This window comes from Bacillus sp. 220_BSPC, from assembly GCF_001054655.1.
GTDB lineage: Bacteria > Bacillota > Bacilli > Bacillales > DSM-1321 > Peribacillus > Peribacillus frigoritolerans.
Genome location: NZ_JVPL01000279.1, coordinates 14,704 through 28,803, shown reverse-complemented (window position 1 = coordinate 28,803; position 14,100 = coordinate 14,704). Strand labels below are relative to the sequence as shown.

Annotated in this window: 12 protein-coding genes; 11 read left to right on the top strand and 1 reads right to left on the bottom strand. The window is 36.0% G+C overall.

The window, feature by feature from the left end; genetic code table 11:
- The first annotated feature begins 625 nt into the window (after positions 1 to 625).
- Positions 626 to 1,747 carry a hypothetical protein gene (locus ADA55_RS22085; RefSeq protein WP_048687616.1) on the top strand — a complete coding sequence of 374 codons (1,122 nt, stop codon included), beginning with the start codon at positions 626 to 628 and terminating at the stop codon, positions 1,745 to 1,747.
- 1,006 nt (positions 1,748 to 2,753) lie between these two features.
- On the opposite strand, the gene ADA55_RS22080 is transcribed toward ADA55_RS22085, so the two are convergent.
- Positions 2,754 to 3,656 (bottom strand): hypothetical protein, encoded by a 903-nt coding sequence (locus ADA55_RS22080; protein WP_048687615.1) that lies wholly within the window; start codon positions 3,654 to 3,656, stop codon positions 2,754 to 2,756.
- Between the two features lie 722 nt (positions 3,657 to 4,378).
- Between ADA55_RS22080 and ADA55_RS22075 the strand changes: the two genes are divergently transcribed.
- The 10 genes from ADA55_RS22075 (at position 4,379) to ADA55_RS22035 (ending at position 14,099) form a co-directional block, all read left to right on the top strand.
- Positions 4,379 to 5,629, top strand: a complete 1,251-nt coding sequence (locus ADA55_RS22075) for a ParM/StbA family protein (protein ID WP_048687614.1) — start codon at positions 4,379 to 4,381, stop codon at positions 5,627 to 5,629.
- A gap of 56 nt (positions 5,630 to 5,685) precedes the next feature.
- Positions 5,686 to 6,159 carry a hypothetical protein gene (locus tag ADA55_RS22070; RefSeq protein WP_048687613.1) on the top strand — a complete coding sequence of 158 codons (474 nt, stop codon included), beginning with the start codon at positions 5,686 to 5,688 and terminating at the stop codon, positions 6,157 to 6,159.
- Between the two features lie 402 nt (positions 6,160 to 6,561).
- A complete protein-coding gene (locus tag ADA55_RS30150; RefSeq protein ID WP_171339038.1) occupies positions 6,562 to 6,705 on the top strand; it encodes a hypothetical protein in 144 nt (47 codons plus the stop codon).
- A gap of 446 nt (positions 6,706 to 7,151) precedes the next feature.
- A complete protein-coding gene (locus ADA55_RS22065) occupies positions 7,152 to 8,273 on the top strand; it encodes a hypothetical protein (protein ID WP_048687612.1) in 1,122 nt (373 codons plus the stop codon).
- Positions 8,274 to 8,284: 11 nt separating this feature from the next.
- A complete protein-coding gene (locus ADA55_RS22060) occupies positions 8,285 to 8,614 on the top strand; it encodes a CagC family type IV secretion system protein (RefSeq protein ID WP_065421206.1) in 330 nt (109 codons plus the stop codon).
- 16 nt (positions 8,615 to 8,630) lie between these two features.
- On the top strand, positions 8,631 to 9,029 hold the full coding sequence (locus ADA55_RS22055; RefSeq protein ID WP_048687611.1) for a hypothetical protein: 399 nt from the start codon (positions 8,631 to 8,633) through the stop codon (positions 9,027 to 9,029).
- On the top strand, positions 9,022 to 9,681 hold the full coding sequence (gene trsD, locus ADA55_RS22050; RefSeq protein ID WP_048687610.1) for a TrsD/TraD family conjugative transfer protein: 660 nt from the start codon (positions 9,022 to 9,024) through the stop codon (positions 9,679 to 9,681). Before ADA55_RS22055 ends, trsD begins: the two co-directional genes overlap by 8 nt.
- A 24-nt stretch (positions 9,682 to 9,705) precedes the next feature.
- The gene (locus ADA55_RS22045) at positions 9,706 to 11,679 is read left to right on the top strand and encodes a VirB4 family type IV secretion system protein (protein ID WP_048687609.1); all 1,974 of its coding nucleotides are present in this window, start codon (positions 9,706 to 9,708) and stop codon (positions 11,677 to 11,679) included.
- A gap of 14 nt (positions 11,680 to 11,693) precedes the next feature.
- A complete protein-coding gene (locus tag ADA55_RS22040) occupies positions 11,694 to 13,046 on the top strand; it encodes a type VII secretion protein EssB/YukC (protein WP_048687608.1) in 1,353 nt (450 codons plus the stop codon).
- Positions 13,047 to 14,099 carry a lysozyme family protein gene (locus ADA55_RS22035; RefSeq protein WP_053087450.1) on the top strand — a complete coding sequence of 351 codons (1,053 nt, stop codon included), beginning with the start codon at positions 13,047 to 13,049 and terminating at the stop codon, positions 14,097 to 14,099.
- Position 14,100: the final 1 nt, after the last annotated feature.

The window sequence follows — 14,100 nt, the reverse complement described above, 5'->3', positions numbered from 1 at the left end:
ATGATAAGGGATGCAAGTTTATCTTTCGTTATCAACCTCCCCTAAACTAGGCTCTTTCTTGCATCTCTCGCTCAGCCATAATAAGCTGTGCAACTTTTTCTGGTTTGACGTTTCCTTTCACAATGTGCACAATTCCCCATTTTTGAACGGAGATTTTGCCAAACATTTTAATCAACCAACCTTGTATACCCCTAAATTACCAACAAAATTTCAGCAAAAATGAAAAGCCCACACATAATAGTGCCTAAATTTATCTCTTTTTGTTCTAAAATGAAGAAAAATGACGTTTGCTCTCACACAAACTTGCACACAATTCTGTGCAAGTTTTTTTATTCTTGTCCATTTATATATGAACTATTTCATGAAAACATTGATATATCAGTGTTTGTCCTAATTTACTTATCTATCCATTCATGACGTTTCCTTTCACAACATGCACAAATGGTGTGAAAAAATGACGTTTCCTTTCACACAAAAATTTTTAGTGTTTTTTTCAATCCCTTGCCCCCCAAGGGATGAGCACACGTTGTGCAACTTTGAAATTCTCTTAATAAAGGACAGCATTTCCTGTTTTTCCATTCTGCTATAATTCAAACTAGAAAAATAGACGAGAGGAGGGCCTAAAATGAAAGAATCCAGAATAAGAATCGATGGTTTTAGAATGCATCACGCCATCTTAAAAGAATTCCATTTTCTTCGTGATCAGTCATTTGAGCGCCCTCCTGCCTCTGCCTATGTCGTATATATGACCATGTTAAACCAATTACAAGTAGAACAAAACCAACGTGGCATGCTTAAGGAATATAATCTTTCTTACTGGGCAAAGAAACTTGGAATCTCTTATTCTACCCTTTGGGGAGGAAAAAGGTTTTTAGAAGATCATCATTTTGTAAAAGAGGAAATCCACGAAGGGTTACCTGTTATCATGTTAAAAGATGTTGATAAGTATAATACACCTGAACTTAATGGTGTATCTCTCAACTACCTAATCATACCGCACGCCCTTTTTGAAACGAATATTTTAGCAGAATTCGTACGTACCTCGAACCCTGAAGGTATCGAACTTCTCTTATCCTTACTTAACCAGTTCCGGACTGGTCTGTCTTTCAGCAAGACAGGTGAAATGGAGAAAATAAAACAAGAACGGACAATGAAGACACTTAAACTTCAACTAAACAAAAATGCAAAAGGGGTTCGTAAAACTTTAAGCGTTTTAGAAGCTCTTTTTTCCATCGAATTCACAGGGATAGAGATTCGTGGCAAGCAAATATGGATAAAAAAAGCCTCCTTTTCCTTGAAGCCGGAATGTGTGGAAGAAAACACGGATGAATTCAATGTCAACTCACTCATGGCGAAACTATCAAAAGAGCTAACCTACTTCTTTGATGGACATCAAATTAAATTTAAACCAAGAGACCAAATCGATGTCATGATTTCCTTTAAGCAAGAAGTAATGAATAAACTGAATTATCTAATGGATGAGGACTATGAAAGCTTTACCATACGTGATGGATTCATGAAAACCTTCTTTTTACAAACAATGGATCAGATTGGAATTCATATACATACAGAAAAACAACGAAAAGGTTCTTTCCATTTCTACTCGATTGGCGCCTTTTTCAGAATGGCCTTTAGAAAGTATCTTCCTGGGGCCTTAAAAAAGATTCCTTATGAATTAATCCATGAAGCCAAAATTAGAGAGTACACCAAAACCGGCCAAGCACCAGAGCTACACGGTGTAATTTAATAGCTTAACCCAGCCTTGTGAAAAAATAAGACATTCACAGGGCTATTCGAATATACTCAAAAAAAATATTGACCTATTCCCTTCAAACAAAAGTCTTTCCTTCCCTCTTCTGTCACGAAATCTGGCAGAATTTTCGAGAAGGATTATTTTTTTACGCTTAATAGATTCCGAATATAGCCTTGTGAAATAGTGGATATTAAAAATACCCTCCTGTGAATATGTAAATAGTTAAAAAAAAGTCCTGTGTATATGTGACTTCATTTACATTCTATATGTGGGAAAGTGGAAACTCTGTTAAAACGACTCTTAGAAATGGCTAGAACCCTTGTCGCTCAAGGGATATACCTAACAATAGAAAAATGCCTATTACTTCTGTTTCTTTTATTAAATCTGTTTTCTCTTATTAAATATGCCTTTTTATTAAATTTGTTTATTTACGAAATAAATCACTTCAAACAGAATTTAAAATAATAGATTAGTAAGAATCATTTACTCCCGGTAAAACAATGAGCCTTTCAATCATTAGAAAACAATCAGCCACAATAGATAAATTAAAGTTCATTTATTATAAGTTTTATACAATCAACAGAAGAACCATGTAATCAGTTGGGGCAAACTTAAAACGACCACTATGAAAATTCAGCATTAGTGAAAGGAGCAACATTCTATAAAGCTTTTCACTAAATCAATTTCCCACCAAAATTTTGCAAGCCATACCTTAAAAATGAAAAACTTTTGTAAAAAAAGACCACCCAAGCCGGTGGTCTAAACTTCTATCCAATTCCTGCATTCAACCTACTTAACTAAGGGGTAAGGACCTATTTCCCCTTTTAACTGCTACAAAGCTTAGAGAGCTCATAGAGAAGCCATGGAATCATTGTTCTTCATAAAGGAAAAGAACACACTTGTTCCTCATTTGAATCTACAAAAAGAAATGTTAATACCCAACTTCCAGCAAGCGTCCTACGTATAAAAGATCACATAGACTAAAAATAAATAAGATTTATTAATCCTCCATCGTTTGTTCTAGTACTTCCCTTTCATTTGTTAGAAGTGCTGTTTCGGATTTTAATCTTTTTTCTAAAGCAAGTGATTCTTCTTCCATCTGACTGATCTTCTGCCTTATTGTATCTATTTCTTCAATGAGTTCCACTTCTATATGGTCAGCTTTGATATCCCTTTCATCCACTAGTATGTCAGATTCTATATTGAGAGTATCTTCTGTACTTTTTTTTGCAAAGAAAGAGAAAAAGCCTGTATTTTTCTTTTGCTCCAAACTTTTTCGTAACACATTCGCTGCCTGTCGATCCATTTTTCGATTTAACCGATGATTTTTAATCTTTTCTTCTATAACTTCAATTTGTCTTTGTCTATCAGCTATTCCAGTTCTCCTTCTCAGCAACTCCACTTCAATTAGATTGATTGTGTTTTGTAGCGTGAAGGTTCTCATCATAACATTCTGCCTTCTATCAAATTCCGAGAATAATTGATCTAAGGTATCCTCATTATATTTACTCCCTTTTGCTTTTCCGCCATTTTGTTGAGGAATCGACTTTAGCGATAACTTAACTTGAATATCGGAAATCGTTTCTCCCCTCTCAATGGACAGTAAAGTCATATGGATTTTAAAAACAGTGAGAAATGGCAATCGCTTCTTTCTACCTTCTACATAAATCTCTAAGTATCCCTCTAGCATCCTAACGTAATACCTTAACGTCGAATTAGCGATATTAAAGATCTTATCGGAACAATCGGTGGTTGAATACATGGCATTCGAATCCAATTCTAGTATATCTTCTTTAAATAGTTTGGCACTGTATTCCTTATCAAGTACCAACGAAGTGAATAAAGCATCGTCACGAAGTGCTTCTATAATGAAATCCTTATTTGCCTGAACTCTGTTTGTCACGATAACCCTCCTCTTAACGCTAGTTTAACTATAGCTTATTTTTATCTACCTATCGCTAAGCGTCAATTTATCTTTATCTATAGTTTACCTACTAGATAAAGACTAATCAACTAGGTTTATTTGCTTTAATAGAAATAATGAAAGAATTCGTCTATTTTTAATCTAGTCTAGATTAATCTCTAAGTACAATAGCAGCCAATCTAGTCTAATCTAGTTTAGATTTGTGATGAGTTTCTTCTACATTTCGTGCGTTAAATAACCGATAACATTAATTTAGCGATAGAATGCAACGTTATGAAATTATTAGCGTTAATTTGTGGATGATTATCTCGTTACTAAACTAATCTAATCTAGTTTAGTATGGATTAAATGAAGTGAATTATCCTACAACCTGTAACGTTAAATGACCGATAACGTTAATTTGACGATAAGTAGCAATAACGCGGAATGGATTAGCAATAAATCGCGATTAACTTTCTCGTGATTAAAGGCGTTAAAAAACCGCTAACGTCAAATAACCGTCAAATATGTAGTTAAAACAAACCTGCTTATCACAAAGGTGTGTGCTAAGCGACGGGATACCGCTAAGTTAACGATATTAAATTAGCGGTGGAATATCGTTAACGTCAATTTAGCGCTAGTTTTTCATTGACTTTAACAGGAAGTCTCTATATATTGGATAGTAAGTAGACTAAACTAGATTAGTCCGAAGGAGGAAGACCATGACAAAACTTGATTTTTTATTTAAAGAGGATTATTTAATTGCAGGAGTGGATAGCGGGAACATTTCTAATAAAATTACGTATATCAATCAAAATGGAAATGTTGTTTCATTAAATATCGCGAGTATTATCGGGGAAAACGCGGAAACGACTGCAGAAGATATGCCAGATGAAAGCGCAGATAAATCTTTTCCTGATGATATGATCCTTCATTTACATATTAAAAGTAAAGCCTTACCAAAGAATCGAACAAATGCTTATTATACAGTAGGGGAATATGCTCAAATTTCAACGAATGACAAAAATAATTTAAGAGAAACCAGCAGTGATGCAAGAGATAAATTAGGGAATGAAATCCATGTTGTAACAACTTTAGCGGGATTAGCCTTAGCTGCTTGGAAATCGGGTAAGACCAATAAGGTAGATGTTCCATTGAGTTTTGGGCTTCCAATTGAAGAAGCCAAACAGGCGTCTTCGGAAAAAATCAACTTATATATGGGTGAACATGAAATTACAGCAATAAAAGGGCCTTATAAAGGCAAAACCATAACCATTAACATTACGGATGTTCAGCTTAATGTGGAAGGCGTAACGAGCTACTTAGCATTGGCCTTTGATTTAGTGGATGGTGAAGTGGTGGAAACTGAATTTTCAAAACAAATCCAAGATGAGTTTGCCATAGCTGATTTGGGAGCTGGAACATTGGATTTAGCTCTTTATGATGAAAATGGTTTAAATTCAACTAAATCTACAAACCATCTGATAGGTACAAATAAATATATTGATTTAATCATGAAAGAAGCAGCTGAACTAAAGGAATTCGACAGCATAAGGGCTCGTTTTGAAAGGGTGAATAAAACTCCTAAGATTTCGTTTACACGTGAAGAATTCATGAGGAAGTTCATCAAGCCGGAAATCGATAAAATGGTTAATAAACCTAAATATTCTCCTGTCTTTAAAGCGACATGGCAGTCCAAAACAGCAGATATCACCAAGATTGTAGAAAAATATACAAAACAATATGCCGAAGAAGTGAAAGATAAAGTCATCCGGTATTTTGTTGATACAAACGTTGGGCAAATGATTATCGTCGGGGGAGGGCTTCTCTTCGCCTATCAATACCTAGCGGAACTTAAAGATGAAGATTGTTTATTTCCTCCGAATATCGATCAAGCCAGTTTCTTTACAAGTAAGGCATATCTCTTGAAAAATATTATTGCTGAAATCGAAAAGCAATCAATTGAAGCATAAAAATTCAAGAGTGGGAGCAGCATCTTCTTTAGTTGTGATACAAGGTGGTGGTAACGTTGTCCAATAGAAAAGTCACTCCAGGTAGGGGAATTCAATATACCCCAAAAACCTCGATAAAATGGGCTAATGAATTTAATGAGTTGGTAGACAGCTTTAAAAGCAGAAATGAACTTATTAGCGCGCTTATTGAAGATGGATTAAAGGTTCGGAATGGATCTTATAAAGAACAAGGTATTTACCTTCCACTAGACACCTTTTCGAATGATCAATTAGCACTTTTGAAAACGGAGGAAGGGCAAAGGATTCTTTATAATATCGTTTCTTTAATTGTAGGGAATCCCGAAGGGACGGCGCTTGCCCAGCAAATGGTGCAGCCGGTATCCCAGAAAAGTAAGCCAGCTTCCTCACCAATCGTTCCATCTGAAGCGCCTGTGAATCATGAAGAAGATGCTAAGGAAGGTAAGGGTCAATCAAACGAAGCCCTTTCTAAACTATTGAAGTTGGGGAAGATGACCAATTTAAAGGGATAAAACACTTTTAAAAATAGAGCTCAGATATATGTAAGAGGCTGATTCAAAAGGTCGTTGAATAACGACTAATTCGAATCAGTCTCTTTTAACTGGAAATTTTATATATAGGGGGTTCTATAGAGTGGCTGGATCTTTATACAAAGTTCTCAAAGCAGGACGTACATTTTATATTCGAAAGTTTTGTCAAAATTTGTATTAAAGTAGCATTGGAAAATGTAAGCGTTTTCTTTTATAATAAAAACAGGCAATGGTATCTTGGCGTAGGCAAGGCCAATACTACATTTATAAAAATGATGATTTATTAAATATTACTATATCCAAACGGAAAGTGTAATGAATTTCAAATTGGTGTGTGCTTAGGGTTCTGAATGATATTAAAGATAAAGTAAAGGGGAGGAAAAGATGGAAGAGGAAAATAAAACCCCATTTGTCCATTTTATACAGGAAGATCGATTTGAACTAAACTCCTACCTTAATTATTTATTTAACCAATTTAATGAATATGTTCCAAAGCATATGGAAGACGTTAAGATGATGGAACAATAACAGTAATATAACAACAAAAATACGCGGCTGTATTATTCCTTGAGAATAATACAGCCACGTATTTTTGTTTTCTTCCTTCTTAAAAGAAGGTTTTTACCGTTATGAACTTAAAAATCTTAATTGAAATTAGTTCTAGCCAGAAAAGAATAGATCAAGGATTAGTAAAAAGGATAATAACAAGACTAAAGTCTCTAGAATACTAACCAGAAAAGTTAGGGTTATATGACTACGAATCCCATCAATAGGTTCATTTTTTGTAATTTTTTGGCTGATTTAATCAATAAAAGGAATATCGCTGGTAAAATACAAACAAGAGAAACGTCAAAGGTATTGCAATAGCATCCTTTTTAGTGGGAGGGAAAATTGTTTGTGTATGAGATACAGATGAACTCTAAGTTGTTGCATTCTGTAAAATCATTTCGACCCAGTAAGGAGATGAACTTGTTATGAGAAATGATTCGATTGAAAGATCGGTCAACGATTCCGTGCTTACGATTGCTGACTCTATTCTACAAATGATTGAACAGTCTAAACAAAAAAGTTTAAATAAGACAAGTCTCATGAACCAGGAAAAGAAGAGTTTGAAACAAGATTCCATTTCTTGGTCAACCGAAGAGAGGACAGAGGCTGAGTATGAGCTATATTACGCCATGATAAAGGAACATCACCCTCAGTTATTTGAAATAAAAGGCAATTATATTGAAACATTCCCAGTCGATAAGGAAAAAAGTGTTTTTTTCATCCTGAAGGATAAAGATGCATACTTCGGGGCCTATAAACAAGAATCTAAGGAAGCGCACATCGTCACACCAGGATTTCCAACCAAAGAGGACCTGCTTCAAAAAACACTCGGCACCTCCCGATTCGAAAAGTTTAGAATGCACTCATTCTTCCTTATGGGAGATGGAAAAGCTTTCTCCCTCCATGACAATAAACAACTTCGGCTAAATTTAGCAAAATCTTATACAACCCTAAAAACCTATGAAAATATAGAACAAGCACGCACCTTTGTTGTAAAAGAGGAACTTAAAAATGATCCTAAACTTAGAAAACAATCTCTTCGTAGGGCTTTAGAAGAGCATTTTATTCCTTCAGATCTTTTAGGAAAGACCGTTACAATCCAAAATATTTCAAATGATGGTCAAGGGACAAGGTTATCATTAGTAGAGAATCAAAAAGAACGAGACGTCTGGTTGCCTGACATTGCAGAAAAATGGATGGAAAGAGTAAGAGATAACCCCGGAATGAAAGTAATGTTTGATGAAGTTATCATGGATAGTCGTTCTATTGCAGAAGGTTTCCTTGCCTTTTATGGAATGGAAATAAAAAAAGAAAGCCAAGCGAAACAACATGATTTTGAGGTGATTTCAAATCAAGTTGGCTCGTATATTGGGAAATTGAGTGGTAATGGCAAAGTGAAAAAAGTTTCCCCTTACTTCTCTGAGAAAGAGGCCGAGAAACAGTTGGGAAATTTAAAAAATCATATTCAACTAGAAAAGCAGAAAGAAATACAGGTAAAAGAGGTGGAAACCGATATTCAATTCAAAGAAAATAGGGAAAACGACTAAGGAGGAAACATATGACTTCGTTAAAAAAATTACAAATCTTACTGATGTTTACTGCAATTCTTTTACTTTTACATATCGCCCCAGAGCAAGCATCTGCAGCAGCCAATGTATCAGCAAAAATCAAAGAGGGACTGAAACAAGTGCAAACATTGTTAACGGGGCTTGTTGTTACAGTAGGCATCTGCGTATCCATATGGATCATCATTAAAAAATTACCAGGCGTGGATGATCCTCATACCAAAAACGAAATGTTTCGTGGAGTAGGAATGGCTTTGGCAGGGGTAGGGTTAGCAGCCGCAATCGTATGGCTTGTTCCGTGGATGTACGCGTTATTCGCGTAATTGAGGTGAACTAGAGATGACTGAAAAAGAAGAGCTTAGAGAGGCTCTCAAAGCGTTACTTGGAGAAAAAAACAGTCGCAAGGGGAAAACGTTTGTTTTCCCTGATAATGTCGATCGATCTTATAACATTGTTAAGGGCTTATCATTAATGAATTTCTTTAGATATATATTACCGGCGGTCGTTATTTCCGCCATTATCTTGTTCATTCCCCCTTATACATTGGGATTTATGATGGTTAAATTGTTCTTTATGGCCCTTTTGCTGTTAAGCTCCTTAACCTTTGCTGTTTTACGTCCCATATCTGCTCGGTCAAATATCACATATAGTAGCTATTTAAAACGAATTATTTATTACAACAATAGACAGAAGATGTTCTTTATGAAATCGAATAAAAGGGATGATTTCCGTGGTTAATTATAATAAGAAAATGGATAGGGAAGAATTTGACTATGAAGTAGAAACCCTTATTAAAAAAGGGAAATCGACAATTCAAGACATAAGTATTATCGAAGGGATATACAAAGACTATGTCCTTTTGAAAAATGGTTATCTGACGTCCATTCTGCAAGTGAGTGGTATCAACCTTGATTTGTTGGCGGAGTATGAACAGAATCGTTTATTTGAAGATTACGGTTCATTCTTAATGAGTCAAGTCCATGATCAATTACAAACCATATCGATGACGGTTCCAGTGGATTTCCGTTCCTATAACTTAGGTTGGAAAAAACGCTATTTGCACGAACTGGAGAATAAGGATAACACAGGTAATGAATACAAGCGAGCCCTAATCACATCTTACATCGATCATTTCCAAGGGATAAGGATGAAAGATGAAATGTCGACAAAACAACATTTTGTTGTCATTAGGGAGAAAATGAATAAACGTACGTTCCAAGATTTAGAACGTGCTGAAACTATTCTAACAAAAAAGGTGGAGGAAATGACAAACTCCCTGCGATCTACTTTTGAAACGTACGATATAACGATTAGAAAATTGTCTGAGAAAAATACGTTATCGTTGCTATACAGATCCTTTGATTTTGAAATGTCAAAACTATACGGATAACCGGTTCGGAAAGGAGCAAGTCAAATGCCTTTTTCTTTAGCTACTTTATTTTCTTTAATAAAACGTGAAAATAAGCAGGACGAACAGGTGAACCAAGGTCCCGAAGACATTTTGCATGGGATGTTAGAGACCGAAGAACTTAATTCCATTTATCCTTTTGTCTGGAAGGAAAATAAGAATTATATCGAAAGTGGTGGCAACTTTATTAAGGTGCTGGCTGTCGTTGCTTATCCTAAAGAACAAAAAGGGAACTGGCTATCGGATCTGAAGCGCTTAAAAGGAAACATATCCTTTGTCCAGTACCTAGAACCGTCCAATTCAGAAGGCATGATTAGCTATTACAATGACTCTATTAAAAATAAAGATGCGGAACTATTAAAAACAAGAGATCCAGCCACACGCATCAGGTTGCAATCCGAACTGGAAAGCGCAAAATATCAACTAAATCAGGTACTATCCAACCGTTCTACCTTTATGTATCTGTATACATACATCTTCATTCAAGCTGCATCCTTAGAAGATCTGAAGACCTTAGAAGACAATGTCCAGAGGATATTAACGAAACTAAGAATGAAAGCTCTAAACCCTCATTACGCAACACCGATGGCATTCTGGTCGGCTCTGCCTTTAGGGGATAATCAATTAAAGGATTATACCTATCAGATGTGCAACAGTGAAGCGGCCTCCTCTTTCTTTCCGTTCGACGATTCAGAGATTTGCTATTTATCCCCGACGGCTCAGGTGGAAGGGATCAATAAAACAACCAATTCGTTGGTTGCGATAGACTATTTGGACACACAACGTACATTAAATCAAAATATGGTGGTCATTGGGACATCAGGTGTTGGAAAATCTACCTTTATGGTTCAAAAGATTCTTCGCTGCTACGCCATGGGAATCAAGATATATATCATTGATCCAGAAAATGAGTACTCGCATATTGTGAAAATCCTTGGAGGTGAAGTTGTTCATCTCAGTAGTAATAGTTCAACGAAAATCAACCCTTTGGAGATATTCTCCACAGAAATTACGGACACCGAAGAGTTTAATGATGATTCGGAATTCATAAGGGACCTTGTTAAACAAAAGGTTCAACGTCTTAAGGCCTTTTTCAAAGTTTTAAAAGCTGACTTATCCCAGGTTGAATCTAGTATTTTAGATAAGACACTGATCAACCTTTACAATCGTTTTTCCATTAATGAAGAGAGCAATTTTACAAGTTTAATGGCAAAGGACTTCCCGATTCTCGAGGACTTTTATGACGATTTAGGTACATTGAAGACAAATGATTTAGAACGCTATGAAAAAATACAGGATTTTTATTTTATCCTGGAAAGTTATGTTCATGGATCTAACTCGTTATTCAATGGCCATACGAACGTGAATATCAACAACTCTCTATTCTCTTTTAATCTAAAATCCCTACAAAATGAAGTGGATGTGCAGGCTGCTTGTTACTTTAATATCTTTGGTTTCCTATGGGATGAAGTGACGAAAACAAAAGAGGAATTGGTGTACCTATTTATTGATGAATTCCACTTCTTATCAAAGAACCCGGATTCGATGAGATTCTTTTATCAAGCTTATAAACGATTTAGGAAGTATAATGCCGGCGCTATCGCAGGCACGCAACAAATTATCGATGTACTGGATACCGAGGATAACCTAGGGGCAGCTATGATTGAAAATAGTCACACAAAAATATTTTTTGGACTGGACAATAAGGGTGTTGAAGATGTGGTTAAAAAAATCAATCTATCATTCTCTGATGAAGAGATTTCCTTATTACGAGCGAAACGTCAGGGAGAGGCATTAATTGTTTACGGGTCTCAACGTGCATTTATTCGGGTTGAGCTCACGCAAGAAGAGCTACGACTTTGGAATAAAAAACGGTACCTTGAAAAATATGGTTTAGATCCTGATGAAATCCCTGATTATGAGGGAAGGAATGAAATGACTCCCATTGAAAAAGAAGAAGTTCGAAATTTTGTTCTGTAAAGGGGGAGACAACAGTGAAAATCCAATTATTTGAACTCGGAACGTTATTCATCCTTAAAAATAGGCACTATCGTTTAGAAATTGCGACAAATAAGGTGTTGGCTGAACGGGTAGAGGACCTTACAGAACTTCAGGAAGAACACCCGTATTTCTTTACACTGAAAGATATAAAAAAAGAAAACGATCGCTTGATTCTTGATTATGAAATGGAGGAATGTTACGAACCTCTACAAATAGCCAAATCATATTCAACCGTATTACGGCTTGCTTTATTAAATCAGTTGCTAGAATTGGATCCTTTACACAATTTTAAGGGGAAAGTGCTGATCCACCCAAGAAACATTTTCTTTAAAGATATGAAAAAACTAAAGTTTCTATACAGAAGCAATCAATGGTTGCCCTTTGAAGGCCATATTGAAAAATTAGAACAATACAAAATTTTAACCCTATCAATGTTTTCCCGTTTTTCCTATGAAAAGTATAAACGGGAAAAAGAAAATCTGCTTAAAAAGGAAAAAGATGAGTTTTTCTTCCGGATTGAAAATGCTGGCTCCGTTGAGGATTTGAAAGAGCTGATTGCTAGTAAACTTCAGGAGGAGGAAACGATGCATTTTTTCGGATTAGAAGCGGAAAAACAAAAAATCAAAAAGCAAAAGAGGATCCTTACAGGAATTTCTATCGGAATCTTTGCTGCAGTCTTTACTTTGGCTTTTTTTCTTCAACAAATGGCAGTCAAGGAAGCGGAAATGGTTTATGCAACAGAACTTGAAAAAGCTGAACAAAAATCAACATTTTATAAACTATTAAGTGAAGACAAATATGATGATGCCCTTTCCTTGTTGAAGAAAACGGGTGGTTCAAAAAAAGAGTTTGCGAATCTTTTCTTTGAAAAAGGTGAATATCAACAGGCAATAGAGGCAGACGATAACTTGATAAAGCCTAGTGTGGAAGCCTTATATAAAGCGAATAAAAAGGAAAAAATACTAGAATTAGAAGCTGAAAGTGACTATCTGGACATCGAAAAGAAAATAGTAAGCTATGATTACAGCGTTTTGTTATCGATGCAGGCTTTTACAAAGGATGAGGACCAACAACTTCGAATCGGACAAGCCTTTGCTGAACACGGGGATCTAACAGATGCCAACGATCTCAATAAGAGGTTAAAAAACAAAGAATTAACGGTTACGATCAGAAAAAAGGAATTGCAAAACCAAGTGGCTCAATTAGAACAACAAATAAAGAGTCTCAAAAAAAAGAAAGACGTAAAATCAAAAGATATTAAGGAACAGCTTGATCCAAAGAATAAGGAGCTCACAACATATAAAACGGAACTTGATAAACTTGATAAGAAATTGGGTTTTAATTAAGTGTCGGCAACAGTTGCTGTGAAGGGAACCGTTTTTGTTGTCCGGTACTGGAAGGAAATTACGATAGGCGTCGTATTCTCCTTAATATTAATGGCGGGCTTATTACTCGGAACTCAATCTCAAGAGGAGCCAAAGGGATATATTAACTCACCATTTGGAACGGCTAATGTTCCACCTCATATTGAACAATGGAAGGGCCTGCTTCAAGAATATACGACGAAGTACGGAATACCGGAATACACGGATTTTCTACTGGCCCTCATGTATCAGGAAATAGGAAACTCACAAACCTTGGATATTATGCAAAGTTCTGAATCTGTCGGGTTACCGCCAAACGCCATTCAAAACCCGGTAATGTCCGTGAATTTAGGGGTTCAACATTTTAAATCGGTGTTAGAGGATGGACAAAAGAACGGGGTGGATTTTCCAGCTATTGTTCAGTCATACAATTTCGGTTCTGGTTACCTGAGTTTTATTTCTTCAAACGGAAAAAAACATTCCATTGAATTAGCCCAACAATTCTCATTGGCCCAAACTGAAAAACAAGGATGGAGTTGTTTGGATTGGAGGGCACCTTACTGCTATGGAGACTATACGTATGTGGAGAAAGTGATGGGAAATCTAATGCCGACGGGAATTGCTGTCGGTAGTGAAGATGTTTCCCCATTGGGGGAACAAGCATTTAATGCGATTATCACAGAAGCGAATAAATATGTAGGCTGGCCATATGTATGGGGAGGTTCAGATCCCCATAGAGGATTTGATTGTTCGGGATTTACACAATGGATATTTGCTAAAGTGGGGATAAAGCTACCACGAACTGCTCAAGAACAATATGATGTGTCGTCGAAAATTTCGCCATCTGAAGCAAGACCAGGTGATTTTATCTATTTTACTGGAACTTATGAGACCAACAAATATATCACACATATCGGGATTTACATAGGAGATGGCAAAATGTTTGATTCTAACGGTTCGGGTATTGGAATCCATGACATACATTCGTCTTACTGGAAATCTCATTTAGCTGGTTTTGGTAGAGTGTCCCATTAGG

Excerpts from the sequence above, each read along its gene's own strand:
- ADA55_RS22045 (WP_048687609.1), top strand. The coding sequence starts at position 9,706 with ATGCCTTTTTCTTTAGCTACTTTATTTTCTTTAATAAAACGTGAAAAT.
- ADA55_RS30150 (WP_171339038.1), top strand. The coding sequence starts at position 6,562 with ATGGAAGAGGAAAATAAAACCCCATTTGTCCATTTTATACAGGAAGAT.
- ADA55_RS22065 (WP_048687612.1), top strand. The coding sequence starts at position 7,152 with ATGAGAAATGATTCGATTGAAAGATCGGTCAACGATTCCGTGCTTACG.
- ADA55_RS22085 (WP_048687616.1), top strand. The coding sequence starts at position 626 with ATGAAAGAATCCAGAATAAGAATCGATGGTTTTAGAATGCATCACGCC.
- ADA55_RS22060 (WP_065421206.1), top strand. The coding sequence starts at position 8,285 with ATGACTTCGTTAAAAAAATTACAAATCTTACTGATGTTTACTGCAATT.
- ADA55_RS22055 (WP_048687611.1), top strand. The coding sequence starts at position 8,631 with ATGACTGAAAAAGAAGAGCTTAGAGAGGCTCTCAAAGCGTTACTTGGA.
- ADA55_RS22075 (WP_048687614.1), top strand. The coding sequence starts at position 4,379 with ATGACAAAACTTGATTTTTTATTTAAAGAGGATTATTTAATTGCAGGA.